Origin of the sequence: Pseudomonas sp. Leaf15 (assembly GCF_001421425.1) — a bacterium.
Lineage (GTDB): Bacteria > Pseudomonadota > Gammaproteobacteria > Pseudomonadales > Pseudomonadaceae > Aquipseudomonas > Aquipseudomonas salomonii.
Genome location: NZ_LMKI01000023.1, coordinates 79,825 through 106,603, shown reverse-complemented (window position 1 = coordinate 106,603; position 26,779 = coordinate 79,825). Strand labels below are relative to the sequence as shown.

Genomic DNA, 26,779 nt, shown 5'->3' with positions numbered 1-26,779 from the left:
ATAAATGGACTCTGAGGCTCGAATGCTGGCCACGCTGAAACACTACCCCCCTGCCCTTAACCTGCTATTGAGTGCCTCGCTGATACTGACGCTCGCCCGCGCAATCACCCTGCCCTACCTGGTCATTTATTTGTCGGGCCACTTTGGCTTGAGCATTGCCGATATCGGCCTGGTGATCGGCAGCACACTGATCATCGGCTCGCTGTTGAGCCTGTATGGCGGTTTCCTGGTGGACCGAATGCGCAGTTACCGGCTTATGCTGACCTTCTGCGCTGTGTTCACACTGGGCTTTCTTGGCGCCGCTGTCGCGCCCGTGCTCTGGCTGTTTTACCTGTGCCTGGTGGCGGTGAACCTGGCGTATGCGGTGATCGATATCGCGGTAAAAGCCGGGTTTGGCAGCCTGCTTCCCGTCGACCGGCGCAGTGAAGCGTTTTCGATCAAATACACCCTCACCAATATCGGTTATGCCGTCGGGCCGTTCCTGGGCGCCAGGTTGGCCACCGTGGATGCCAGCCTGCCATTTATGCTGTCGGCCGGGCTTGGCGCCGGGTTCTTGCTGATCTATGGCGTGTGGGGTGACAGGCATCTGCTCACGGCCGAAGCCAACCCGCCCGCCATTGCGTTCCTGGCGGTCGGCACACTGCTGCTACGGGATTACCGCCTGGTGTGCTTTACCTTGGGCGGCTTGCTCAGTGCCGTGGTGTTCGGCCAGTTCACGGCGTACCTCTCGCAATACCTGATCGTCACCACGACGCCTCAAGAGACCTACCGGATCATCAGCACCCTTGTGGCCACCAATGCCTTGATGGTGATCAGCTTGCAATACAGCCTCGGCAAGCGGATTTCCCCGCGTTACCTGAATCGGTGGCTGGCCGCGGGCCTGAGCCTGTTTATCCTCGGGCTGGGCGGGTTTGCCCTGTCGACCACGCTGGTGATGTGGGTGCTGTCGATGGCGATTTTCACCCTTGGGGAAATTATCGTGTTCCCGGCCGAATACATGTTCATCGACAACATCGCGCCCAATCACCTGCGCGGCATGTATTACGCCGCGCAGAACCTGGGCAACGTCGGCGCAGCGTTGGGGCCGGTGTTGTGTGGGTGGGTGTTGGCGACGCAGCCGGCGTACAGCATGTTTTATATGTTGGTGTTTTTTGTTGTGGCGGGCGGGCTGATGTACTGTTTAGGCGGTTCGATTGGCAGCCAGCGCGGCCACCTGACGCCACCGGCTGACGGCTGAAGGGCAATTGCCGGGCAGCGACCTCCGCCTGTAAGCGTCGTTCCTTGCACGCTGCGCAATACACCTTTGTCATCACGCCCATTGATAGCTCCCTAACGAAAACGCCATTCTAGAGGGCTCGCCATCCGCTTATATCATTCCGAATGATAGTTACCTTTGCTTCATTCGATTCGTGACATAGCACATCGCCGCGCATGATCCGCCCATCTCAAATACATTGGCGGATGCACCTCATGGAACAGTCACTCAAACACTTGCGCTTCCCCTTGGCGATTTTGGCCGTGGTGGTGATGAGCGCCTGCGGCAAGACCCCGGATCAAGCGGCCGCCATGCCTCCTGCGAAAATCAGTGTGGCCAAGGTGCTGGAACAACCGGTCAACGAGTGGGACGAGTTCACCGGTCGCCTGGAAGCCCCGGAAACCGTGCAGGTTCGTCCGCGCGTGTCCGGCCAGATCGACCAGGTGGCCTTCACCGAAGGCGCCCTGGTGAAGAAAGGCGACCTGCTGTTCCAGATTGATCCGCGCCCGTTCCAGGCTGAGGTGCGCCGCCTCGAAGCCCAACTGGCACAAACCAAAGCCGCCGCCAGCCGTAGCGATAACGAAGCGCAACGTGGCGAGCGTCTGCGCCAGAGCAATGCGATCTCCGCCGAACTGGCTGACTCGCGCACCACCGCCGCCCAGGAAGCCCGCGCCGCTGTCGCCGGGATCCAGGCGCAGTTGGACCTGGCCAAGTTGAACCTGAGTTTTACCCGCGTAACGTCGCCGATCAGTGGCCGCGTCAGCCGTGCGGAAATCACCGCCGGCAACCTGGTGACTGCCGACACCACGCCGCTGACCAGCGTGGTCTCTACCGACAAGGTTTACGCCTACTTCGACGCCGACGAGCGCGTGTACCTCAAGTACACCGAACTGGCGCGTGAAGGCCGCCGTGGCGCGACCACCCCTGTGTACCTGGGCCTGTCCAACGAAACCGGCAACCAGCACCTGGGCCAGATGAACTTCGTCGACAACCAGGTCAACCCGGCCACCGGCACCATCCGTGGTCGCGCCGTGTTCGATAACAGCAAGGGCGAATACACGCCTGGCCTGTACGCCCGCTTGAAGCTGGTCGGCAGCGGCACCTACTCCGCCGTGCTGATCAACGACGAAGCCGTTGGCACCGACCTTGGCAAGAAGTTCGTGCTGGTGATGGACGGCGACAAGCCGGCTTATCGCTCGGTGGAACTGGGGCCGAAGATCGAAGGCCTGCGCATTGTGCGCAGCGGTTTGACCAAGGACGACACCATCGTCGTGAAGGGCTTGCAGCGCATTCGCCCGGGTTCGCCGGTTGCACCGGAAACGATCCCGATGGCCAGCAAGGAAACCCTCGCCGCCTTGGCACAACAACGACAAGCGCTTGAAGCCAGCAACCTGGAGCAAGTGGCGCCGGATAAAGCCGCGCCCAAGCTCGCAGCCGTCGCGACTCCACGCGGTTAAGGGATACAACTCAAGATGAATTTTTCCAAGTTCTTCATTTCGCGGCCGATCTTCGCAGCGGTGCTGTCGCTGTTGATTTTGATCGCCGGTGCGATCTCGCTGTTCCAATTGCCGATCAGCGAATACCCGGAAGTGGTGCCGCCTACCGTGGTAGTACGTGCCAACTTCCCGGGCGCCAACCCCAAAGTCATCGGTGAAACCGTGGCCGCTCCGTTGGAGCAAGCCATCACCGGCGTCGAGAACATGCTGTACATGTCCTCGCAGTCGACCGCCGACGGCAAGCTGACCCTGACCATCACCTTCGCCCTGGGCACTGACCTGGACAACGCGCAGGTACAGGTGCAAAACCGTGTGACCCGCACGCAGCCAAAACTGCCTGAGGAAGTGACGCGCATCGGTATCACCGTGGACAAGGCGTCTCCTGACCTGACCATGGTGGTGCACATCACCTCCCCGGATCAGCGTTACAACATGCTCTACCTGTCCAACTACGCCATCCTCAATATCAAGGATGAGCTGGCACGGCTGGGTGGCGTGGGCGATGTACAGTTGTTCGGCATGGGCGATTACTCCCTGCGCGTATGGCTGGACCCGAACAAGACCGCCTCGCGCAACCTGACCGCCACCGATGTGGTCACGGCCATTCGTGAACAGAACCGTCAGGTAGCGGCCGGTGCGCTGGGCGCGCAGCCTGCGCCCAACGACACCAGCTTCCAGCTGTCGGTCAATACTCAGGGCCGTTTGGTCACTGAGGAAGAGTTCGAAAATATCGTCATTCGTGCTGGCGCTAACGGCGAAATCACGCGTCTCAAAGACATCGCACGGGTGGAGTTGGGTTCCAGTCAATACGCCCTGCGCTCGTTGATCGATAACCAGCCGGCCGTGGCGATTCCGATCTTCCAGCGCCCTGGCTCCAACGCCATCGACATCTCCAATGAAGTGCGCGCCAAGATGGCGGAGCTGAAAAAGAGCTTCCCGGAAGGCATGGATTACCGCATTGCCTACGACCCGACCGTGTTCGTACGCGGTTCCATCGAGGCCGTGGTCCACACCTTGTTCGAAGCACTGATCCTGGTGGTGCTGGTGGTGATCCTGTTCCTGCAAACCTGGCGTGCCTCGATCATTCCATTGGTGGCGGTGCCGGTATCGTTGATCGGTACGTTTGCAGTCATGCACCTGTTTGGCTTCTCGCTTAACGCGCTGTCGCTGTTCGGCCTGGTACTGGCCATCGGTATTGTGGTGGACGACGCCATCGTGGTGGTGGAGAACGTCGAGCGAAATATCGAGTTGGGACTGGAACCGTTCCCGGCCACTGAAAAGGCCATGAGCGAAGTGACTGGCCCGATCATCGCGACTGCGTTGGTACTCTGTGCGGTGTTCATACCCGCGGCCTTTATCAGTGGCCTGACCGGGCAGTTCTATAAGCAGTTCGCCTTGACCATTGCGATCTCGACGGTGATTTCGGCGTTCAACTCGCTGACCCTGTCGCCCGCACTGGCTGCGGTACTGCTTAAAAGTCATAACGCACCCAAGGACGGCTTCTCCAGGTTCCTCGACAAGATCCTGGGTGGCTGGTTGTTCAAACCGTTCAACCGCTTCTTCGACAAAGCCAGCCATGGGTATGTAGGCACCGTGCGCCGGGTGATTCGCGGCAGTGGCATCGCGCTGTTCCTGTACGCCGGCCTGATGGTGCTCACATGGTTGGGCTTTGCCCACACGCCGACCGGTTTCGTACCGGCCCAGGACAAGCAGTACCTGGTGGCCTTCGCGCAATTGCCGGACGCCGCCAGCCTGGACCGCACCGAGGACGTGATCAAACGCATGTCCGACATCGCCATGAAACAGCCCGGCGTGGAAAGCGCTATTGCCTTCCCCGGCTTGTCGATCAACGGTTTTACCAACAGCCCGAACAACGGCATCGTGTTCGTGACCTTGAAGCCGTTCGATGAGCGTAAAGACCCGAGCATGTCCGCCGGCGCAATTGCCGGCGCACTGAACGGTAAATACAGCAGCATCGAAGAAGCCTACATGGCGATCTTCCCACCGCCGCCGGTACAGGGCCTGGGTACGATCGGCGGGTTCCGCCTGCAAGTCGAAGACCGTGGCAACCTGGGTTATGACGAGCTGTACAAAGAAGTGCAGAACATCATCACCAAAAGCCGTGGCGTACCTGAGTTGTTCGGCCTGTTCACCAGCTACACGGTCAACGTGCCCCAGGTCGATGCCGCCATTGACCGCGAAAAGGCCAAGACCCACGGCGTGGCGATCAGCGACATCTTCGACACCCTGCAGATCTACCTGGGTTCGTTGTATGCCAACGACTTCAACCGCTTCGGTCGTACCTACCAGGTCAACGTGCAGGCTGAGCAGCAGTTCCGCCAGGATGAAGATCAGATCGGCCAGCTGAAAGTGCGCAACAACAAGGGCGAGATGATCCCGCTGGCGACCTTTATCAAGGTCAGCGACACCTCGGGCCCGGACCGCGTGATGCACTACAACGGCTTTATCACCGCCGAAATCAACGGCAACGCCGCACCGGGCTACAGCTCCGGCCAGGCACAGGCAGCGATTGAAAAACTGCTTAAAGACGAACTGCCCAACGGCATGACCTACGAGTGGACCGACCTGACCTATCAGCAAATCCTCTCGGGCAATACCGCGCTGTTCGTGTTCCCGCTCTGCGTACTGCTGGCGTTCCTGGTACTGGCCGCCCAATACGAAAGCTGGAGCCTGCCGTTGGCGGTGATCCTGATCGTACCGATGACGCTGCTGTCGGCCATCACCGGGGTGATTATTTCCGGCGGCGACAACAACATCTTTACCCAGATCGGCCTGATCGTACTGGTGGGCCTGGCGTGTAAGAACGCGATTCTGATCGTCGAGTTTGCCAAGGATAAACAGCAGGAAGGTCTCGATCCGCTGGCGGCGGTACTGGAAGCGTGCCGCTTGCGTCTGCGGCCGATCCTGATGACCTCGTTCGCCTTCATCATGGGTGTGGTGCCCCTGGTGTTGTCCAGCGGTGCCGGTGCCGAGATGCGGCATGCCATGGGTGTGGCGGTGTTCTCCGGGATGATCGGGGTGACCTTCTTCGGTCTGTTGCTGACCCCGGTGTTCTACGTCCTGATCCGTCGTTATGTGGAGCGCGGCGAAGCACGCAAAGCGGCCAAGGCCTTGAAGCTGGAGACACAGCAATGAGCGTGAAAGTATTTTTGCCGAGCTTGCTGGTACTGGCGCTGAGCGCCTGCGCCGTGGGCCCGGACTACAAAACCGAAAAATTGGAGGCGGCCAATATCACGGCCGCCGCCGACACCAAAAGTTATGACCACGCCAAGTACGAAGGCATCTGGTGGCAGCAGTTCGACGACCCGACCCTCAACCAACTGGTGACCCAGTCGTTGAGCGGTAACCGCGACCTGCGTGTGGCGTTCGCCCGTCTGCGGGCGGCACGCGCCATCCGTGATGACGTGGCCACCGACATCATGCCGGTCGTCACCTCTCGCGCCAGCAGCGACGTGGGCAAAGGCCAGATCCCGGGCCAGACCACGAAACGCGTCAACAGTGAGCGCTACGACCTGGGCCTGGACATGGCCTGGGAAGTCGACTTGTTCGGCCGCATCCGCCGCAACCTCGAGGCCAGCGATGCGGACCAACAGGTCGCCGAGGCCGACCTGTACCAATTGCAAGTCACCATGATTGCCGAATTGGTGGATGCCTACGGTCAACTGCGTGGTGCGCAACTGCGTGAACGTATAGCCCTGGACAACCTGAAGAACCAGCAGGAATCGCGCACCATAACTGTGAGCCTGCGTGATGCGGGTGTTGGCGATCAGCTCGATGTGGAACGCGCCGACGCACGCCTGGCGGCGGTTGAAGCCAGTGTGCCGCAACTGCAAGCCGAGCAAGTGCGCGAGCGTAACCGCATCGCCACCCTCCTCGGCCAGCGCCCCGACAAGCTGAGCGTAGACCTGAGCCCCAAAGACCTGCCGGCGATTGCCAAGGCCTTGCCGATCGGCGACCCCGGCCAGTTGCTGCAACGTCGCCCGGACATCCTCAGCGCCGAACGCAAACTGGCCGCCGCCACCGCGCGTATCGGCGTGGCCAAGGCCGACCTGTTCCCACGGGTCAGCCTCAGCGGCTTCCTCGGCTTCACCGCCGGGCGCGGTTCGCAGATTGGTTCGGCTGCCGCCAATGCCTGGTCCCTTGGCCCAAGCATTACCTGGGCCGCCTTTGACCTGGGCAGCGTGCGTGCACGGTTGCGCGGTGCAAATGCCGAGGCCGATGGCGCCCTGGCGACCTATGAGCAGCAAGTGTTGCTGGCACTGGAAGAATCGGAGAATGCCTTCAGCGATTACGGCAAGCGCCAGCAGCGCCTGGTCTCGCTGATTCGTCAGAGTGAATCCAGCCGTGCTGCCGCTGACCTCGCCGCAATCCGTTATCGCGAAGGCACCGTGGACTTCCTGGTGCTGCTCGATGCGCAACGTGAGCGCCTGGCGGCTGAAGACTCCCAGGCCCAGGCCGAAGTGGACCTGTATCGCGGCATCGTCGCGATCTACAAGGCCCTGGGCGGTGGCTGGCAGCCGGACACGGTCGTAGCCAGCAGCAAGTGATGTAACGAGCTCCTTTGGTTGGTCGCATCCAGCCAATTTTTAGCCCTGCGGCTCATTCGGTCGCGGGGCTTTTTTTTGGGTTAATTTGAAAGGTATGGACGTCAGATACTGTTGTAGTCCCTCGCCAGTCATTTCCGATTATCAGTGCAAGCTGAAAACAGCGGTGCATTGCACTCAGGGTGCTTCTAGATTTTAGTTTCCGGTCATTGGAGGGTAAGAACATGGCAATCGTGTGGACCACCGAACCGATGCAACAGTCCAAGGCGACCGCTGCTGTTGTGATCAAAAATCCGAATGAAGTTAAGAATGCGTTTACCGTGACGGATGCACCTGAAGCATCGGCAGCGCTTCAACTTGATAGCGCGCAAGAGGTTAACCAGCTAAAGGATTTTTTAAAAAATTACGACATGACCTCCATCAGCACTGACGAGCTGAAAAAGGTGGGCAGACGGCTCTATAACAGCGGCGCCATTGATGAAGTGGCTTTCGGAATGTTCATCAGTGGAAACGGGGCGTTTGACGAGAAAGGAAACCAGGCAAACACTCACGTGCGTTATAACGCGGTCGCCTTATTCAATCAGAGGCTTGAAGAGTACAGTCAGTTTTTAGAAGATAATCCTGTGCATTCAAATTCGGACAATCTGCGATGGAAGCAAGGAATGATAGCGGCCAATCATGCCGTAGGCGCCCTGGCCTACTTCGCCAACTCAGCCAGTCACAAACTGGCGCTGGACGAGCAAGCTTGAAGGCGGTGTAAGGTCTGCAGTGAGCCAGAAAATAGCCCTCGCCCACTGCATAACGGTCCACTCAACGGCCGTATTTGACAGTACCCAAGTAGACTTTTGACGTGGCATCAGGGTTTTTTATGATCACTCGATAGCTGCCGAATGGGCCACTGTAGAGTACGTTACTCCCCGTATTCCCGGCGACTTGATTCCAAGAAGCACCCACTGCTTGCTGTAGAATCAACTGCGGCGGCCGTCCGCGATCAACAGCAGAAAGGGTGACGTCAATATTAGCGCTCAAACATCCGTTGGCAGAGGTGATTGCGAATGGCCCATACGCAATCTTTTCACTGTCGGCTTCAATAATCCCCGTATACGTATCCGTAATACTCCAACACCCCGCAGACACTTGAAACGACAAAAACACCCACGCCAGAACCGACAATGCAAAAAACCTTTTCATGATGTTCACCCTCACAGTTGAACGACAGGTTGATCAAGCCAGACACCTGACCCGCATCCGCTCCGAGCGTGATATCGGTAGGAATCATGCCACCCACTGTGAGTGAACTATCAAGCCGGGTATGCCAGTCGCTTCCTAAAATCATTAAGGAGCGCTCTGTCATACCTGGCAGTAGGGCTAAGTCAGGTTTTTCCTAATCCCGCCTGCCCGTTATTTAATCCGTTCAAGTTATCCAACATCAAATGCCGATGTTGCTGCCTTTAGACACTTGGGGCGGTGATTGCTCGGCAAAATCTCCCGTGCCTCTAATCGTGTTCGGCAAGGCGATATTTCCCATCAAGTTATTGACCTCTTTGCCCATACGCTCACGGGGCGAGAGCCTGAATAATTTCTGAGCGTTTTTGCCGCCACACACCAGTCTGCTGAAATCAGCGAGCCCTTTGGCGACTGTTTTCGGTACGTTCACGCCCATGCTTCTGACGCCCATTGCGGTGAGCCGAAATAAGGATTTCGCCGTGCCCGCCACGGCTCCCGGTAAATTAAACATCGACACCACGGCTTTACCGACACTTGCAAACCGCGTGGCTATCGATGCGGCCTTGGCGACGCCCGCAACCGCAGTGGCGACCACCACCAGAGCCCCTACAATTTCCAGGCCCAACCCAATAGCGCCCAGGGCAACACGACGGCGGTCACCGGAGGCGATCTCTTCGATATTGCCTTTGAACGGAATCAGGGTATTGATAACGAAATTATCGATGGCGTCCAAGCGCTGCTGAACGGCTTCGTTATACGTCGTGCCTGCAGCTTGTTTCGTCAGAAGCTGGGGGTCGACAAGCAAGTTGCCCAATTGCAGCACCCTGAGAACTTCAGTTGTCCGCGTCGATGCATAGGTGTTGGGCAAACCCGCTGATGCACCCTGACGCTTTGACTTCGCGGGGAAGTGCGCTTTGACGTCAATATCAACCGGCAATGTCGGGTTGAGACGCCGGCGCATGATTCTGCCAAAGGAACGGGTACCCGAATCGCTCATGAACGTCATCGCATCGACCAGTTCCGGGCGCTCTACGTAGCGATGAATGGTGGGGTCAAGCTCATAACACTTGGCGCCCAACCCATCCCTGAGAAATAGAATCGGGCCTATTTTTTGCTGTGCCTCTTCTTGACTGAGGTCTCCCTCCTGAGTCGAAGCACCATAGACAGTGACCTCGCCAAACTCCAACCGTCGCCGGTCTTCAACGGGCAGTTCGCTCAGCAGCATTTTCGCGGCAATGACCTGATAGTTTTCCAGGTTGTTAAGCCCGAGCATGAAAGGCACATCAAACACCGCCTGGATCGGCTTCAGCTTCACCAGTTGACGCTTTAGCGCCTCAAAGGCGGCTTTATCCAGAGGGTTAACAAAATTCAGGTCCTGCGTGTTTATATTTTCAGCGGTCAACACGCCTGACAAGTAAAGATCCTTGATCGAACAAGGCCCAGATACAAGCCCAAGGGCCGTGGTGTTGGGGCCTCTCCACAGGCGAGCGAGTGCGTCCGCAAGGTTGCTTGATGGCAGTGCATTAACCAGTAACGACTTGGGCGTGAACAGCACCGTTCGTTTATTAAAGAACTCACTCTGGCCAGGGCACACCCGCTCCAACTCCTGCTCACCCGCTTCCATGCGGGTTTTAAGCGATGACCTGGCCTCATCAAGACTGGTGGCCATTAACCCACTGTCCTGCACACGCTCGTTGTAAGTATTCAACGCGGTAATCTGTGCCATGGAGGAATAATCATCCTCCTCGGTCACGACGCCTTGGGCCAGGGCCCAGTCGTATATCGGCCCGGCACTGTGCATCACCTCTAACTGTTGGTGTTCAGGTGTGATCGGCGTTAATGAGGCACGAGCGCTGAGTTGTTCTGCGCTCATCAGGCGCGAACTGCCTTGGGAGACCATTTCCACCAGTGCCACTTGTACACGCAGGCTGACCAGTGACAACGTCCCCACACGTACGGTCTCGGCGCCCTTCACCAGAAACTCGGGGGCGACGGTCGATAACAACGCATGCGTGACCAGTATGGCTTGGTCGAGAGGCAGTTGCTTTTCCCTGGCGAGGTGCTGTTCAAGCTCAGTACGCACCTCGAACAGGGTTTTGCCTGTGTTCGATGCCGAATACAGGTTGTAACCGCCAATAACATTGCGCTGCGTGCCCAGGGTTGGATCAATGACCAGCAGATCACGGGTCAGGATCATTTGTTTGCGATAACTGGGCGAAGACTTTTCGGACGCCGCCGACGGATCTTTGAGTGCTGCCAGAATGGGTTCGCAGCGCTTCAGTCCTGCGCCTTGAGTCAATGCCTGGCTGATAAGTTCGTCGGCCTGCTGGCGGATGTCTTCTGGGCTCAGGCCTGCCCAGGGTTTGGGTGAGCAATCCAGCAGTGTCAGCGGTGGCGGTATGCTGGTGCCGGGCGCTGACCGGCGGACCCTGATACGTTGCGTCTCGGTCAGGCAGTCAGGTGATTGCTTGTCTTCCAGAAAATTGCGGGCATAGCTGCCCAGCGCGGGCTCTGGTGGCAGCGGGTTGAGTTTCCAGTTCAACAGGTTGCGCAACTCGCTCACCGTATTGATGGCCGGTAGGTCGCTCGACGTTGCAAATCGAAGCAATTGCCATAGATCAGTGATTGATTGTGATCTGATTATTTTCCCGGTTGCCTGGGAGTGCTCAATGGCACTGTTGAGCCGTTGCGCGAGCGCTGGATCGGCCAGAACTTGCTCGGTCACGTTACGCCACGATCCGGGTGCGCCGTTGGCGCGCACTAACAACTGCCCATTCTCAAGCCGAATCCGGGCATTCCTGTCTGCGTGGTTGGCGCTCAAGATGGGGGCCATCAGCGGATCACGCATCAAGGCCTTCAGTATCTTGAGCCCAGAGCGATTGGCGACGGCCAGTGACGATCGCGGATCAATTACCTGGGAAATCGTCCTCAGGTCGATGTCCTCGTCGTCTGGCTTGCCCTTGATCTGACTGAGCAGCGTCTTTATCCATGCGCGTTCATTTTCGACATCCATGAACTCGCGCTCTGCCAGCTTGCGCATTTCAGGTGAACGAAGGGGGTCTTCCTCCACAGGTATCAGCGGAAAACCGTTGGTTTTGAGTGCTGCGGCATCGGTACTGCTGATTGGCCAGCGAACCCCGTAGAACGCTGCGATCTCAGAGGGCAAAGGTTTGGTCAGAGTGTCGTTCAGGCCCTTTCCTTGCGGATCAAGGATGGCAGCACTGGCAATCACCTGCCGGCCGGCCGGCCACCAACCGCTGCCATCAGATGGGGTATACGTCGTGACTTTGCCGCTATCGAACGCGGTTATCGTCAGGGTGGACCCCACTATGTGCAGCGAATATATCCCGAAATCTTGCGCACTTAACCAAGCCTGCATGGACGGCGAGTTCCACGCATCAACAAAATGGCCCCTCCACTTGCCAATCGACGTCTGGGGTGAAAGGTCTTGAAAGCGCCAATCGTCTTGGTGCTTATCCGCCAGCAATGCGGCCAGCTCAGCGTCAGCGTCTGTTTTAACATCCTCCGCCGGCTGGCCCGATCGAGCGATCGACGTCGCCAGGATCAACTCACCGGGTGGCGGATTTGATCGGTGGGAGAGCGCACTACTGCCTGATTCAATGCGGGACAAGCTCATCAAACGTACTCCAGAGAAAGGAGCCTAATAGTCCGAGAACCGCCCCTTGCAAATGGATCGGCTTATTCCGAAGCTGGGCGGAGCAAGTGTATGTACACATTACCTCCAGAGGGCCTGCGCAGAAGCCTGCGTCACACAGACGGCAACGCGTCACTCAGGATCAGACTGCGATAGTGCCCAGGGTTTGAGCCGGACCATTTGCGGAAGGCTTTGTAAAAGGAGCTGACATCCGCAAACCCAAGGCGCACGGCAATTTCAACAAAACTGATATCGGCCTCGGCGAGCCACACAATCGCCAATTCCTTGCGCACGCTATCCTTGAGCCCCTGATAAGTCTGGCCCTCATCTGCCAGCCGGCGACGCAGGGTCGACGCGGATATACACAGGTTGGCGGCCAAGCCTTCGGTCTCCGGCCAAGTATTGGCAGGCATATGCCGCAGGTCATGTTTGATGCGATTGGCCAGGCTCGTCGGGTCGCGGTATTTGACCAGTATGTTGGCCGGCGCATGCGCCAGGAAACGCTTGAGTTCTTCCGGGCTGCGCTTGATCGGCAGGTCCAGGCAGTCGGCAGAAAAGATCATGCGCGTGCGTGGCCGGCCAAAGCGCAGGTTGTCGGAGAACATCACGCGATAGTCGTCGCAGAACTCCGGTGGCGGGCAGCGCAGTTCAATGGCCAGGATCGGAATCCGCCGACCCGCCAGCCAGCAGGCGACGCCGTGGACGATCATCCAGTAGGTGAAATAGGTAAACGCGCGTTTGGGTTCGGGTTCGAGCAAGACGATTTCTGCCAGGCTCTGTTGGCGCACCAGTTGTGCGGGCATCTGCTCGAGCATCAACGACAGAAAACCCAGGCCGGTTTCCAGGCCGGCATCCAGGCTCGGTTGCGCCATCGCGGCGCGGCACAGGAACGCCAGGCTGCCGGACTTGAGTGGGCGCGGGTCCATGCCAAAAAACTCGTCGTCCATACGCCGCGCCAACAAGCGCCACAGGCGTGCGTAGGCCGTGGCGGGCACACGCGCGTCGGGCTGTTCAAGCAACGCAGGGTCTATCCCGACCTTGCTCAAGGCTTCAGCCGTGGCCGCGCCGGGCGCGCAGCTTTGCAGCAGGGCTTCGCGCACAAGATGGATGGAGATGGTGTCTTTTTCCGCCATGGGAATCGGGCTATTCAATGCTGCAAAAGATGGGGTGCATCATAAGGGCGGTTGCGATTCGCCACCACCGTTCAGCCGCAGTTCAGCAAAGGTCCATATTGGCTGTTTAGTAATGAGTATCATTATGTTACAAATTAGCATCCTATCCAGCCTTGATGCGGTGCCGAATGCTCGTTCCTTTTCTAATCATGCTGCGCGAAGGCATTGAAGCCGCATTGATCGTTGGCATTATCGCCAGTTACCTGCAACAGACCGGCCGTGGCCAGTGGATGCCCGCCGTGTGGATCGGTGTGTTCCTGGCCGCCGCGTTGGCCCTGCTGGTAGGCGGTGGCCTGGAACTGGTCAGCGCGGAGTTCCCGCAGAAACAACAGGAACTGTTTGAAGGTATCGTCGGCCTGGTAGCCGTCGGCATCCTCAGCTCCATGGTGTTCTGGATGCGCAAGGTGGCGCGCTCCATCAAGCATTCCCTGCACGAATCCCTGGATCACGCATTGGCCGGCTCCAGGCACCAAGTCATCGCGTTGATCGCCATGGTGTTCTTTGCCGTGGCCCGTGAAGGCCTGGAAACTGTGTTTTTCCTGCTTGCGGTGTTCCAGCAAAGCGAAGGCCCGGGCGCACCGATTGGCGCCCTGCTCGGCTTGATCCTGGCAATTATCGTCGGCTTCCTGATCTACACCGGCAGCATGCGCCTGAACCTTGGCGCGTTCTTCCGCTGGACCGGTTTGTTCATCCTGGTGGTGGCCGCCGGCATTCTTGCCAACTCGGTGCAGGCCCTGCACGAAGCCGGGGTGTGGAACCACCTGCAAACCGTGCTGTTCGACTTCAGTGCCGTGCTGCCGATGGACAGCCCGCTGGGTTCAGTGCTTGCCGGGATGTTCGGCTACCAGGAAGCGCCGACCGTGAGCACCCTGGGTGCCTACCTGATTTATCTGGTGGTGGCGCTGGTAATGTTCTTCCTGCCCTCGCCCCCCGCCAAGCCTGTCGCCCAACCTTCTTCCGTTTCCAGCCAGTAAGGACCGTCTCTTGTCCAACCCAACCCTTCAACCGGCACCGCCGTCGCGCGCCCTGCGCTGGGCAGTGGCCGGCTCGGTGGTGGTGATGATCGCCGCCGGTGCGCTGTTTTATTACGCGTCGCAACTGGCTGCCGCCAAGCGCCAGACCAACCACAATGAAATCGCGGTGACCATTCACGGCCACGCCTGCGAGCCGAATGAAATCAGCGTGCCCGCCGGGCGCGCGAGTTTTCGCATCATCAACCGCTCCGACCGCGCGGTGGAATGGGAAATCCTCGACGGCGTGCTGGTGATCGAAGAACGCGAAAATATCGCGCCGGGCCTGAGCCAGGTGATCAACGCCAACCTGTTGCCCGGCGACTATGCGATCACCTGCGGCCTGCTGAGCAACCCGCGCGGCACGCTGCATGTGACCCCGACCGCTGCGTCCGATGCGCAGGCCAGGGCCAAGCCGTCGATGGTGGCGTTTATCGGCCCACTGTCGGAGTTCCGGGTGTACCTGAGCGGCCAAGGCAGTGCGCTGGTCAAGGCCGTGACCGCGCTGCAGCTAGCCATTGCCGCCGGTGACCTGGCCCAGGCGCAGGCGCTGTATGTACCGGCCCGTGAGGCGTATCAGCGCCTGGCTCCGGCCGCGCAACGCCTGGCGGAACTGGACAACGCGATCAACGCCCGCGCCGATTACTTCGAAAAACGCGAGCAAGACCCGGCGTTCAGTGGCTTCCATCGCCTCGAATACAGCCTGTTCCAGCAGCGCAGCCTCGATGGCCTCGGCCCGGTCGCCGAGCGCCTGCTCACTGACGTCACCACCCTCAAGCAACAGCTGCTTGCGCAATCACTGCCGCCGGAACAACTGGTCAGCATTGTGGTGCGCAACCTCAACAGCCTGGCGGATGTGCGAGCCGCCAGCGGTGAAGAGGAGCGCTACAGCCATACCGACTTGAACGGCTTTGCCGCCAACCTGGAGGCCGCCCGCAAGGTGGTCGACCTGATGCGTCCATTGCTGACCAAATCGGCGGCGGGCCTGTTGCCAAACATCGACAGCGCCCTGGAGGCCTTCGATGCCCAACTCAACAGTTTGAAAGTCGACGGCCAGTACCGCCGCTACGACAGCGTCACGGCCGATCAGCGCAAGCAGATCGCCGACAAGGCCAAGGCTCTGGCCGTTGCACTCGATGGAATCGACCCCGCCCTTGGCCTTTCCGGCCTGCAGTGAAGACGACCTAAGACATGAGTGATTCAGAACAGTTTTCTGCGCAACGCCGCCGCGTCCTGTTGGGCATGGCCGCCACCGGCGCCGCGATTGCCGGCAGCACCCTGACCTGCCCGGCCATGGCCGCTGCGGCCGAACAAGTCACCACCGCACCGCGCAGTGACAAGACCCAGGACCACCACGATTTCTTCGGCCAGCACCAGACCGGCATCGTCACCCCGCGCCCGGCCTGCGGCATGCTCGTCGCCTTCGACGTGCTGGCCAGTGACCGCGAAGACCTGGAGCGCCTGTTCCGCACCCTGAATGAGCGCATCGCGTTCCTGATGACCGGCGGCACCGTGCCGCAAGTCGACCCGAAACTGCCGCCCACCGACTCCGGAATCCTCGGCCCGGTGGTCACGCCGGATAACCTGACCATCACCGTCTCGGTCGGCGAATCGCTGTTCGATGAGCGTTTCGGCCTGGCCGCAGCCAAACCCAAGCGCCTGAGCCGCATGGTTGGCTTCCCCAACGACGCGCTGGAACCTGCGCAGTGTCACGGCGACCTGAGCCTGCAATTCAGCTCGAACACCCCGGACACCAATATCCACGCCCTGCGCGACATCGTGAAGAACCTGCCCGACCTGTTGCTGGTGCGCTGGAAACAGGAAGGCAGCGTACCGCCCCAGGCCCCGGCCAAACCCGGTGAGCCGGCGCAGAGCGCGCGCAACTTCCTCGGTTTTCGTGACGGCTCGGCCAACCCGAACTCCAACGATGCCAAGGCCATGGACCAGATCGTCTGGGTACAACCCGACAGCGACGAACCGGCCTGGGCCGCCAACGGCAGCTACCAGGCCGTGCGCATCATCCGCAACTTCGTCGAGCGTTGGGACCGCACGCCGCTGCAGGAACAGGAAAGCATCATCGGCCGCATCAAACCGACCGGCGCACCCATGGACGGCGACAAAGAAACCCAGGTACCCGACTACAGCAAGGACCCGGAAGGCAAGTTGACCAAGCTCGATGCGCACATCCGCCTGGCCAACCCGCGAACCCCGCAGACTCAGGCCAACCTGATCCTGCGTCGGCCGTTCAACTACTCCAACGGCGTCAACAAAAACGGTCAGCTGGACATGGGGCTGCTGTTCATCTGCTACCAGGCTGACCTGGAGAAAGGCTTTATCAGTGTGCAAACCCGGCTCAACGGCGAGCCCCTGGAGGAATACCTCAAGCCGGTTGGCGGCGGGTACTTCTTCACCTTGCCGGGGGTAACGGGGCCCAAGGACTTCCTTGGCCGCACACTGCTCGCTGCAACGCACTCTCAAACCACTGCCAACACCTAAAACACACCAGAGCGGAAAACGTCCCATGAAGAAGTCGACTATCGCGTTGTCGTTGCTATTGACCCTTTCACCGCTGGCAGCCTTCGCCGCCACCGCGCCTCTGGACCTGGTAGGCCCGGTGTCGGACTACAAGATCTACGTCACCGAAGAAATCGGCGAGCTGGTCACCCAGACCAAGGCCTTCACTGACGCCATCAATAAAGGCGACCTGGCCACCGCGCAGAAGCTCTACGCGCCGACCCGCGTGCACTATGAGTCCATCGAGCCGATCGCCGAGCTGTTCAGCGACCTCGACGCTTCCATCGACTCACGTGTCGACGACCACGAGAAAGGCGTGACCGCTGAAGACTTCACCGGTTTCCACCGCATCGAGTACGTACTGTTCTCCGAGAAGACCACCAAAGGTCTGGAAGCGCTGACCGCCAAGCTCAACACCGACGTCAACGACCTCAAGACCCGCGTGGACGGCCTGACCTTCCCGCCGGAAAAAGTCGTCGGCGGCGCTGCAGCGCTGTTGGAAGAAGTGGCGGCCACCAAGATCTCCGGTGAAGAAGACCGTTACAGCCACACCGACCTGTATGACTTCCAGGGCAACATCGACGGCGCGAAGAAAATCGTCGACCTGTTCCGTGGCCAGATCGAGAAGCAGGACAAAGTCTTCCTGGCCAAGGTCGACAAGAACTTTGCCACCGTGGACAAGATCCTCGCCAAGTACAAAACCAAAGATGGCGGTTATGAGACCTACGACAAGGTCAAGGACACCGACCGCAAAGCCCTCGTTGGCCCGGTCAATACCTTGGCTGAAGACCTGTCGATGCTGCGCGGCAAGTTGGGCCTGAACTGATCGATGCGCCCAGGCGTTCGTGCAGCCCTGCGGGGCGGCCGAACACCTGAGCGTCAAACATTACACGGGGGCGGGCTTGAAGTTTTCCAGCGGTGTCCCCTCGGGTTTATGGCTTACGGGGTTGATCGCGTACCACGAGCCGTTCTTCTGAACCGCCAGGACCTCCTGGCTGCCACTGAAACCTTTTCGGGCTCCTGGAAAGTTTTTCCCCCGATTGCCCACTACCGATTCCGAAGCGCCCGAGAGCCATCGCCATTGCTCGAACGTTGTGACCGGCAGATAAATGTTCGAGCCGATATGAACCGGCACTCCGTTGGCGACTTTACCCAGCCCCTTGGCACTACTTATCCCTCCACGGAAAATGCCGGGGATGGCTTCCAATGGGTTGAACAGTCCACGAATGTAGGTCACCCCGCCTTTGAGCGCGGCCAAGGTGAATGGTGTTCCACTGAAGGGAATCAACATTTTCAAGCCTTTGCCAAACGCCTTTAGTCCCGACCACCCGCCGGTCGCAAAAAAAGACAAGAAGTCGATCACCAGGCCTTTCGCGCCGTCCTCTGTTTTACCCTCCACCAAATCCGCAATCGCCCCCACAAAAGGAATCAGGCTCAGCAACATCCGAGCACCTTCAGCGGAAAATAGTCTGCTCGTGGAAAAAGGGTGATTACGCTTGTACAACTCCGTGGGCTCGTTGGCATAGGCGATCCGTGCATCACGGTCATCTTTGAAGTTATAGGCGATTAGCCTGTCGACTATCTGAGAGACTTTGGATGAAGCAAAGGTGTTCGGTGCACGATCATGAATAGGGCCCGTCCTCTCGGGTATCGGGTCTGCAAGCGCCTCGATAATCACTTGCGACGTTACCCCGGCACGCGGCTCAGAGCCTGTACTGTAGGCCTCAAAATCAAACGGTTGGGTCGTGCCATTCTGGATCACCGGCCCTGCATAGGTATGGAGGCTGTCGCGTAGCGTTTTATTTTCCACCTTACCGTTAAGCGGCAGCTCGGAGGGCAAGTCCGGTCGCTTGACCATCGTCATGGACCCTGGGAAAACCTCGTAGTAACCGAACCTGGGTTCGACCAGGCCAGTCTCATAGCGAAGCAAGAGGCCATGCTTGCCTTTGTTCTGCTCAACTTTTGAATCCGGCCCTTGATCAACGCGCAGCGAGTCTCCGGTCGCTTGGCGCAGGCTATAGAACGTGATCTTCCCCCACTCCAGCGCCTTGCGATCTTCAAGGGGCAGGTCAGCGATCATCAGTTTCAATGCGGTTGACTGCGCTGCACGGAGGTCGGCAACGTATTTATCGACGGCAGGTACTACTAATGGCTCGATCCTGGGCAATTGCTTGAGGCGCTCCTTAAAGGTCGCAAAGTCGACCTTCGTATGAGCAAACGCGCTACGCGTCCAATAGTCTTTGACGCCAAGCAATGGTGTGTTGTCCTTGTAATTCATCAAGATCACATCGATCAAAAACTTCTGATTGCGGTCGGTTTTTCCAGACCTGAATGCACCGGCGGAAAATCCTGTATCGGGATAATCAGGCACCTTGAGGTTGCGAATCTCGTCCTCGGTCATTTCCGGGAACAGCAGCACCAGTTGTTGGACCAGCACGCTTGATTCAGTCGGCGGCTCGCTTATCAATGCGTTGAACGCCTCACGGGTCTGGTATTCGCGCTCGGAAAAGGCTTTCGACGCGGCCTCGTAATCCCCTGTCGAATAGCGACCATCCGACGTGGCTGGAAAAATGCCGTTCATCACCGCCCAATCCAGCAGTGGCGAAACGCCCATTGTTTTGATCAAGGCTTCTTGTTTAGGCCCTGTAGCCGCCTGGCGTGCCAGCGCGAGCACTTGCGCAAGATTCAAGCGTGAATCGCCCGCTATCTCACAGCCCAGGCGCATGTTCATCCAGGCTGTGCTGCCGACCTTGATGTTCGCCGGGTCCTGGTTGAACAGTTTGGCCTTTTCGGCATCGACGCCAGGGTCTCGTTTGACCAGCATCTCCGGTGCCGACTGGGCCAGCAACAGATGAGCCATCAGGGCCGAAACCTTAGGGTCGACCCCCTTGCTTTCCAAGTGCCTCTCGACACTTTCACGCACCTCTTTAAGCGTACGGCCCTTATTGCCAGGCTGATACAACTCATAGCCCGCCACGGTGCCCCGCTTGCCCGGCACCGAGCTATCGACGCAGAACTTGAGCGTGGTGGCCAAGAGTTGGTGGCGATCGGCTCTGGTCAACGCTTGGCCATCGGCCACAGCGTAGAGCCCAATGGACTTGGCAATGTCTTCAGCCATGGCAATGGCCTGCGGCGAATCAAAAAAAGCGGCGAGATGACTGTCCGGGTCGGGATAGGATTGAAAGCCTGAGGACACGGGGGAAAAGGCCTTGAGCGCCGCTTCGACCTGCTTCGATCGACCTTTGAGCGTTACTATAGAGGACACGGGGGAAAAGGCCTTGAGCGCCGCTTCGACCTGCTTCGATCGACCTTTGAGCGTTACTATAACCTGAGAAGACAGCTGCGGCCCGCCGTAGGGCGTCATGCTTGCGTAATCACCCGCCAGCGGCGGCGGCGATAGTTGAGTGGTTAACCACGTGATCGTCGCACGCAGCTGGCCGACGGTTTTGGGGACATCGGGCGCATAAAACGCAAGGACCTGACGCGCATCATAAGTGCGTGTGGAGTACAGAGCGTTCCCGGTCTTTTTGCTCATCTTCACTAACTGGTCGTAAGCCTCGTTCATCTTGCGTGCCGCCGTCCCTTCAGCGTCGTCATGTCTAGACGCCCGCTCGACCTCATCGTCGAAAGCTTGCTGCATGGAAACCCAATCCCCTGCAAGATTACGCATCTGCAAGTCGCCCTCCGACAGCCTGAACTCAGGCATCCGGAACTCACCGCCTGGAAGATCGTACCCGGCCCTCTTCAAAAAGGCCTGGAAGGTCGCCGACTCCAGAAACTGAAGAAAAAGCTGGCGCGGTTTTTTGCTGCGCTGATCCAGTGAGGAGCCCGGGTCGACTTTCACGTTCTGGTCATCCAGGTGAAGCACATTCGTGTCGGGTTCACCCGTGAACTGTGAGCGAAACTGCTCTACCACACGTGTACGTACCGCACTGTCCTCGCGGCGCCGGGCCAGCTCTTTGAACTGGCGTTGCCATTCATCGCGTCGCGCCGCAGTGATCCTGGGCCACCCGTTGCTCTTGAGATGCTTGCCCAGGTGGTGCGCACTTTTTTCACTTTCCGGCGGCTTTACTCCGTAAAAATCCAGCAACACGTCACGGCCAATGGCGTTGGCACCGCCAGTAGCGGGAAGCCCCAGATTGCTCGGCGAAAGCACCTGTTGCAGGGCTGTGATCGTTTGACTGACTTGCCCCCAGCCAGAACCATCAGTGGCAGAAAAACGCTGGAAGGTTTCTTTACCGTCGCGTACCACAACGCCCACAACGCAATCATTGAATACCCGTATGGTTTCGGGCTTCAACGCTTGAGAACGGAACCACGCCTGGACGGATGGTTCATTAACCGCCTGGTTGTACATCTCGATGAAGGGCGCTACGGATGATTTTTTAGGATTGGCTTTTTCATCCGCTTTGCCTGTGTTCAACCCGTTAACCAACCTTTTCTGCAGCGCGATGTCCGCCTTTTCAGCGTCAGCTGTTGCAGGGTATCGCCGCCTGACATTGCCTGCTTTGGCGGGTGGCACCGCTGCGCTTTGAACGGCAGTGTCACGTTTAACCCGGCCTGCCTGTTCCTGCAGCTTCACCTCGCGCAATGACCTGCAATGATGCGTATGAGTTGGGCCGGGGCCTGGGGCCACAGCGATAACGGAGGGAGAAGCTGGTACATCGGGGGCGGGTAAGTCTGGGGTACTGACTTGAGCGGAGGAAGAAAGGGGTAAAACCGGAAAGCCACCTTTTGCAAGGATTGTCGACATTCAAAGTCTCTCTACCGATTGGATTGATGAGAGTTCTCGTCCCTAAAAACAATTGGTTAATAAACTAGTAAGTAATGCGAAGTCGGGCCGTAGGAATTTTCTCAACTAGATGGCAGTAACATCTTGGCAATAACCCCCCCAAGCCTCGGCCCGGCTTGGGGGGCGTTTTTATGCAGCCGTCGCGTTCAGCGGTTTAAACCCGTCCAACGGGGTGCCGATCGGCAAATGAGTGGTGGGATCTGTCGCATACCAATAAGTACCGATTTGCACCGCTTGAACCGGCACCGAATAATTGTGCCCATGGTGAGTGGCCCTCTGCCCGGCAGGACTTGCGGCTGCCGGAGGTTGATTCAGCGCGCGGCTCACGCCCAGGCATGTACGCATTTTTTCCTCCACAGAGCCCAGCGTGGTCAACAACAAAGGCTTGGGTACCTTGTCCAGCAGTTTAGGCAGGCTGAAAATGCCTCTGGCAGCGCCGGTCAGCAGGTCCGCCGTGCCATCCAGCGGGTTCAGGAAACCACTGACGATGCTGACCCCTTTTTCCAGTACACGAAAAGCCTTGGCACCGAAGGGCGCGACAACTTTTGTGGATTTGAACAAGGGACTCAGGGTCGAGCCTGCACCCCCAAGAACAGCGCCCACCGTGTCGATAATCAGCCCTCGCGTGCCCTCGACGATGTTGCCCTGGGCCAGATCCATGATTGCCCCTACGAACGGAATCATGCCCAGCAGCACCTGGTCCCTGTGAGCCGATAGCTCGCGCTGTTGCTCCAACGGCAACTTGCCCTGAGCGAGCTTCAACGCGGTGTCGCGATGATGAACAAAGTTGCCCGACATTATGCGGTCGACAATCGACCGGGTGCGGGCCGAAGAAAAACTGTTGGGCACCACGGTTTGCGTATCGCTCTGCTCGGTAGACGGCGCGGCGGGCAATGTATCCCCGATTTTTTCAATAATCAGGCGTGGCGATTTGACGCCGGACCTCGGCACTGCGCCGGAGCTGTAAGCCATAAAATCAAACGGTTCCTCTAAACCGTTCTGCAGTTTCGTTTCGGTGGGCGCCCAACGCCCGTACACCTTGGTGTGGTTTTGCAGTTCACCGCCCAGTGTCAACGTGTCCGGTAGATCATCACGTTTGATGATCAACAACTTATCCGGGAAGACCTCAAAATAGCGGATCACACCCAAATGTTCGCAACGTATCACCGTCCCTTTGCGCCCCCGCCGCTCCTCCACCTGATCGGGTGTCTGGTCGAGGGTGGGCACCTCGTCCACTTGTTCACGCAGGGCAAACAGCTCGACCTTGCCCAGTTCCAGGGCCTGGCGATCAGCTAAGGGCAGGTTGGCAATCATGCGTTGGGTGACGGTGCTCAAGCCCTGCTTGAGGTTGGCCAGATAGGTGTCGACCTCTGCGGGCAACTGGGCCTGCACATTCGGTAACTGCACGATTTTGGCATTCAGGGCGCGGACGTTTGCATCAATAGCGTCCTGGTCCGCTTTGCTCAGGCCCTGGTTGAAATCAAACGGGGTTTTGCGGGTGGGCGATTTCGGCAGCGCCTGCCCCGGCGTCAGGAGCATCCAGCGGCCCTCAACCAGGTCGCCGGTCATGTACGTCTCGACCAAAGGGCGTGTTACCGGCTCCGACGACTTCTTGTTGCGACGCTCATTCGGGTCTGCAATGTACACGCGCAGCGCTTTTATTTGCTCAACGCTGAGATCGGGAAAGACTGGCTGCAAGTTCTCGATCGCGCGTTTTTCTCGTGTCGGCAGCGCCACATTGAAGTGGTTCAAGGCTTGAAGGAGCTGCGTGCGCTGCGCGTCAAAAGCTTCTTTGGCCTGCTGGTACATCCGGGGTGTATAACGCCCATCCGCCGGTCGGGTGTAGACGCCCTGCATCAAGCCCCAATCGAGTAATGCGTCCATCCCGTAATTATCGAGTATGGCGGCCTCTTCCGGCGTGCGCGGGTCCAGCCGGCTGAGTGCCATAACCTGCGCGTAACTCATGGCACGCGAAACGCCGGCGCCGCCCTGACGCTCGGCAAACATGACGCCCAGGCGCAAATCTGCCCATTCAGGCGAACCTATGCGCAGCGTGTCGGGAATGCCCCGCACAAGAAACTCAGGCGCAGCACTGGCCAGCAACAAATGGGCCACGAGCGGCGCGGCGCGGGGATCGAGGAATTTGTTCTGTTTGAGATGGGCTTCGAGATCCGCGCGAACCTCGCCCATACTGCGCCCACTGTTGCCTGACTGATACACGTCATAGCCGGCGATTGTGCCTGGACGTGCGGCCGCCTGCGGATCAATGTTGAGTTTGATGGCAGCGATGATCCACTGCTTGCGTTCAGCGTCTGTCAACTGCTGGGTGCCGGACGCCCCATGAAAACGCTGGTCAAACGCCAAGCTATCCCCCAACAGCAATACCAGCGGGTCACTGAGCAACTGGCTGATGAAGTGATCGGCTTGAGTACGCAATTGCTCGGGCGTATGTCGATCGAGGATACCTCCGGTATTGAGTAGCACAAGCATGGAGTCGCTCGAGTCGCCATCCGTTTGGCCCTCTCCCACCGCAACCAGGGCGGCTTTATCGGCGGCAGACAAGTCTCCGGGTGCCCAGGTGTGGCCTAACAGGCCCGAGTAATTTCCCAACGGTGCAGGCGGCGGTAATACCGTGGTCAGCCAGCGCACGGCATTACGCAACTCACCCACGGTCTTGGGCAATGACAATCCATAAGCCTGCAAGGCGTCGCTGATCCCGACCTTGCCGGCTTCGTTACGGGTCAGTCCTGAGCTGCTGCTGACCGCCACGGCTAACCCGGCCAATTCCACGGCGTGCTCATCGGGCTTGTCTGTGAGGTGTTGAGTCAGGACGCCTGCCAGATGGGCGCGCTCATCCAGGGCGCCAATCGCTTGCCTGGCTGTTTGCACGCGAAGGCCGAGTTCAGCCTTGTTTTCGGGTGCTGACCAGTCAGCCGCCGCCAGTGCTTGCTGAGCTTGCATCACGCTGTCATCACCCGCGGGTGGTTGCACCCCATACCAGCGCATGACTGCATTGCGCGAAAAAGTGCTGCCGGTCAGGCTGGCATACGGCAACCCCGCCCCGTCAGGATCAAGACCGCAGGCAGCGGCGCGCAACCTTGCACTGGCCTCCCACCAACCGGATCCGTCGCGGGTGGTAAATGTTTGCACGCTGGTGACACCGTCACGGGTTACGCTGCCCGTCACCGAGTCGGGCTTGACCACCACCGTCGACAATGCCATGCCCTTGCTCAGGAACCAGCTCTGGAGCTCAGGCGTATTGAACGAGCGGCGGTAAGCATGGAACAGCGGAAAAATCGAGGTATTGGCAGCCAGGTGGATTCTGCGGTCTGTAGCTTGACGCAAGGCCTGGCTGCCCAGCCCCGTCTGCAGGGCGCGGTCAGCGCTTGAAACGGCCTCGGCAGGAACCGTAGGCAACGCAGGGAGTGTCCATGACGAGGGCGACTCGGGTTCCAGGCTGCGTTTGCCGCGAGTACCGGTTTCGAGCGCGGGGCCATGGGCGGGTGCCGGTGCAGATGGCAGCACCGGCGGGGTAAACGTGCGAGCGTGAACGAGTGGCGAGATGTTCGACATTTCTAGTTCCTCTGTACCAGTGAGTGGCAAGAGCTCTTGTCCCTAAGAACTGTCTAGGGAGAAATGTACGAACCTGGATCTGATCTGGGTGTCAGCAAACTCCTAAAACGGCTAAGGCAGTGAGAGAGTTTGCTATGCGCAGTGCGGCGACTTACAAGATCCGATAGAGCAACCGTTCAATCCGCACCCGGCTGACCCGTCGCAAAAACTTGCCGACTGCGGGCGGATACTCCACCAGGGTCTGCAATTGCTGATACCGCTCGATACGCGTGGTGTGCTGGAAGATCTGCGCGAGCTCTGTGCGCCGCGGCGCCAGCCACTCGCCCTTGGGGTCATCGATCAGCAGGGCATTTTCCAGATCCAGGCGGAACGCCCGTGGGTTGAGGTTGTTGCCCGTGAGCAAGGTGTAACGCTGGTCGACCCACATACCCTTGAGGTGATAGGTATTGTCACCGTCTCGCCACAAATGCAGGTTTAACTGGCCACTGTCGATCATCGGCTGATGACGTTTGGCGAAGCGGCGCAGGCTGATTTCATACAGGTAAGGCAACGCCGAGATCACCTTGAACGGCTCGCTGGGCGGAATGTAGAAATCGTTGGCGGTTTTGTCGCCGACGATAATGTCGACCTTCACCCCACGCGCCAGGGCGCGGTTTATTTCGCGGGTCACCGGCAGCGGCAGGTTGAAATACGGCGTGCAGATGGTCAGTTGATGCTGGGCACTGGCGATGAGTTCGAGGATCACCCGGTTCAACGGATTGTTCTTGCCCACACCCAGCAACGGGCTTACCGACAAGTGCCCATTGGGCAGCAACCCCGTGGTGGTGTCGTAGGCCGCGTGCTTCAAGCGGCTGCGCAAGTCACCGATGTCATTGCGCAGGCTGCGGGTGGTCGGCAGGTTTGGCAGGTCCAGGCGATGCACGGCCTTGGACGCAACCAGGCCGTGTTCCACCAGGTGTTGCATCGAATCAGCCAAAGGCTTGCTGTGGATCAGGTGATAGCGGTCAAAGCGGTATTTGTCGAACTTGTGCAGGTACACATTGTTCAGGCTGGCGCCGCTGTACAGCACGCTGTCATCGATCACAAAACCCTTGAGGTGCAGCACGCCAAACAGTTCGCGGGTTTGCACCGGCACGCCGTACACAGGCACTTCGCTGGCGTGGGAATGGGTCATGGCCTGGTACCAGGCGCTGTTGCCCGGCTGCTTGCCGGCGCCGATCAGGCCGCGCTGGGCGCGCAGCCAGTCAACCACCACCACGATATCCAACTCGGGCCGTGCCGCCTTGGCGGCGTGCAAGGCGTCGTAGATTTCCTGCCCCGCTTCGTCCTGCTGCAAGTACAGCGCAACGATGTAGATGCGCTGGGTGGCCTGGGCGATTTTTTCCAGCAGGCACAGGCGGTACGCAGCGGCACCGGACAGCACGTCGATGGCGTCGGGAGACAGCGGGAAACCACGCAGTTTGGGCAACAGGGAGCGTTTGAAGAACGACGGCATAAGGCTCGCAATGGGTCGAATCCGA

At 59.0% G+C, this 26,779-nt stretch carries 15 protein-coding genes; 9 read left to right on the top strand and 6 right to left on the bottom strand.

Annotated elements, in window-relative coordinates; translation table 11 throughout:
- The first annotated feature begins 22 nt into the window (after window positions 1–22).
- From ASE80_RS16780 to ASE80_RS16760, 5 genes are all read left to right on the top strand, one after another.
- Window positions 23–1,237, top strand: a complete 1,215-nt coding sequence (locus ASE80_RS16780; RefSeq protein WP_056859915.1) for an MFS transporter — start codon at window positions 23–25, stop codon at window positions 1,235–1,237.
- 233 nt (window positions 1,238–1,470) lie between these two features.
- Complete coding sequence (gene mexE / locus ASE80_RS16775; RefSeq protein ID WP_056860324.1) at window positions 1,471–2,712, top strand: multidrug efflux RND transporter periplasmic adaptor subunit MexE; 1,242 nt, start codon at window positions 1,471–1,473, stop codon at window positions 2,710–2,712.
- A 15-nt stretch (window positions 2,713–2,727) separates the two neighbouring features.
- Window positions 2,728–5,907: an efflux RND transporter permease subunit gene (locus ASE80_RS16770; RefSeq protein ID WP_056859914.1), complete on the top strand. Its 3,180-nt coding sequence runs from the start codon at window positions 2,728–2,730 to the stop codon at window positions 5,905–5,907.
- Complete coding sequence (locus tag ASE80_RS16765; RefSeq protein WP_056859913.1) at window positions 5,904–7,319, top strand: efflux transporter outer membrane subunit; 1,416 nt, start codon at window positions 5,904–5,906, stop codon at window positions 7,317–7,319. The genes ASE80_RS16770 and ASE80_RS16765 overlap by 4 nt, the downstream gene beginning before the upstream one ends.
- Before the next feature lie 221 nt (window positions 7,320–7,540).
- The gene (locus ASE80_RS16760; protein ID WP_056859912.1) at window positions 7,541–8,065 is read left to right on the top strand and encodes a hypothetical protein; all 525 of its coding nucleotides are present in this window, start codon (window positions 7,541–7,543) and stop codon (window positions 8,063–8,065) included.
- A 61-nt stretch (window positions 8,066–8,126) separates the two neighbouring features.
- Here ASE80_RS16760 and ASE80_RS30785 read toward each other — a convergent pair whose 3' ends face one another.
- The 3 genes from ASE80_RS30785 to ASE80_RS16745 form a co-directional block, all read right to left on the bottom strand.
- Window positions 8,127–8,507, bottom strand: a complete 381-nt coding sequence (locus tag ASE80_RS30785; RefSeq protein WP_133257291.1) for a hypothetical protein — start codon at window positions 8,505–8,507, stop codon at window positions 8,127–8,129.
- 238 nt (window positions 8,508–8,745) lie between these two features.
- A complete protein-coding gene (locus ASE80_RS16750) occupies window positions 8,746–12,180 on the bottom strand; it encodes a hypothetical protein (protein ID WP_056859910.1) in 3,435 nt (1,144 codons plus the stop codon).
- A gap of 131 nt (window positions 12,181–12,311) precedes the next feature.
- Entirely contained in the window at window positions 12,312–13,331 is a 1,020-nt protein-coding gene (locus ASE80_RS16745; RefSeq protein ID WP_056859909.1) for an AraC family transcriptional regulator, read from the bottom strand.
- 167 nt (window positions 13,332–13,498) lie between these two features.
- Here ASE80_RS16745 and efeU point away from each other — a divergent pair, with 167 nt between their 5' ends.
- Genes efeU through efeO (ASE80_RS16725) form a run of 4 tightly spaced genes read left to right on the top strand, consistent with a single transcriptional unit; the run spans window position 13,499 to window position 17,720 of the window.
- On the top strand, window positions 13,499–14,344 hold the full coding sequence (gene efeU, locus ASE80_RS16740) for an iron uptake transporter permease EfeU (protein WP_056859908.1): 846 nt from the start codon (window positions 13,499–13,501) through the stop codon (window positions 14,342–14,344).
- Between the two features lie 10 nt (window positions 14,345–14,354).
- Entirely contained in the window at window positions 14,355–15,557 is a 1,203-nt protein-coding gene (efeO, locus tag ASE80_RS16735) for an iron uptake system protein EfeO (protein WP_056859907.1), read from the top strand.
- Between the two features lie 14 nt (window positions 15,558–15,571).
- Window positions 15,572–16,876 (top strand): iron uptake transporter deferrochelatase/peroxidase subunit, encoded by a 1,305-nt coding sequence (gene efeB, locus ASE80_RS16730; RefSeq protein WP_056859906.1) that lies wholly within the window; start codon window positions 15,572–15,574, stop codon window positions 16,874–16,876.
- Window positions 16,863–17,720, top strand: a complete 858-nt coding sequence (gene efeO / locus ASE80_RS16725; protein WP_305891257.1) for an iron uptake system protein EfeO — start codon at window positions 16,863–16,865, stop codon at window positions 17,718–17,720. The genes efeB and efeO (ASE80_RS16725) overlap by 14 nt, the downstream gene beginning before the upstream one ends.
- Window positions 17,721–17,780: 60 nt before the next feature.
- On the opposite strand, the gene ASE80_RS16720 is transcribed toward efeO (ASE80_RS16725), so the two are convergent.
- From ASE80_RS16720 to pssA, 3 genes are all read right to left on the bottom strand, one after another.
- Complete coding sequence (locus ASE80_RS16720; protein WP_236708842.1) at window positions 17,781–21,647, bottom strand: hypothetical protein; 3,867 nt, start codon at window positions 21,645–21,647, stop codon at window positions 17,781–17,783.
- Between the two features lie 168 nt (window positions 21,648–21,815).
- The gene (locus tag ASE80_RS16715) at window positions 21,816–24,476 is read right to left on the bottom strand and encodes a hypothetical protein (RefSeq protein ID WP_156376416.1); all 2,661 of its coding nucleotides are present in this window, start codon (window positions 24,474–24,476) and stop codon (window positions 21,816–21,818) included.
- Between the two features lie 934 nt (window positions 24,477–25,410).
- The gene (pssA, locus tag ASE80_RS16710; protein WP_056859903.1) at window positions 25,411–26,754 is read right to left on the bottom strand and encodes a CDP-diacylglycerol--serine O-phosphatidyltransferase; all 1,344 of its coding nucleotides are present in this window, start codon (window positions 26,752–26,754) and stop codon (window positions 25,411–25,413) included.
- Window positions 26,755–26,779 lie beyond the last annotated feature (25 nt).

What these genes read in the sequence shown, in the direction of transcription:
- efeU (WP_056859908.1), top strand. Translation starts at nt 13,499, where the DNA reads ATGCTCGTTCCTTTTCTAATCATGCTGCGCGAAGGCATTGAAGCCGCA.
- ASE80_RS16760 (WP_056859912.1), top strand. Translation starts at nt 7,541, where the DNA reads ATGGCAATCGTGTGGACCACCGAACCGATGCAACAGTCCAAGGCGACC.
- ASE80_RS16770 (WP_056859914.1), top strand. Translation starts at nt 2,728, where the DNA reads ATGAATTTTTCCAAGTTCTTCATTTCGCGGCCGATCTTCGCAGCGGTG.
- ASE80_RS16720 (WP_236708842.1), bottom strand. Translation starts at nt 21,647, where the DNA reads ATGTCGACAATCCTTGCAAAAGGTGGCTTTCCGGTTTTACCCCTTTCT.
- ASE80_RS16780 (WP_056859915.1), top strand. Translation starts at nt 23, where the DNA reads ATGCTGGCCACGCTGAAACACTACCCCCCTGCCCTTAACCTGCTATTG.
- efeB (WP_056859906.1), top strand. Translation starts at nt 15,572, where the DNA reads ATGAGTGATTCAGAACAGTTTTCTGCGCAACGCCGCCGCGTCCTGTTG.
- ASE80_RS16765 (WP_056859913.1), top strand. Translation starts at nt 5,904, where the DNA reads ATGAGCGTGAAAGTATTTTTGCCGAGCTTGCTGGTACTGGCGCTGAGC.
- pssA (WP_056859903.1), bottom strand. Translation starts at nt 26,754, where the DNA reads ATGCCGTCGTTCTTCAAACGCTCCCTGTTGCCCAAACTGCGTGGTTTC.
- ASE80_RS30785 (WP_133257291.1), bottom strand. Translation starts at nt 8,507, where the DNA reads ATGAAAAGGTTTTTTGCATTGTCGGTTCTGGCGTGGGTGTTTTTGTCG.
- ASE80_RS16750 (WP_056859910.1), bottom strand. Translation starts at nt 12,180, where the DNA reads ATGAGCTTGTCCCGCATTGAATCAGGCAGTAGTGCGCTCTCCCACCGA.
- ASE80_RS16745 (WP_056859909.1), bottom strand. Translation starts at nt 13,331, where the DNA reads ATGGCGGAAAAAGACACCATCTCCATCCATCTTGTGCGCGAAGCCCTG.
- mexE (WP_056860324.1), top strand. Translation starts at nt 1,471, where the DNA reads ATGGAACAGTCACTCAAACACTTGCGCTTCCCCTTGGCGATTTTGGCC.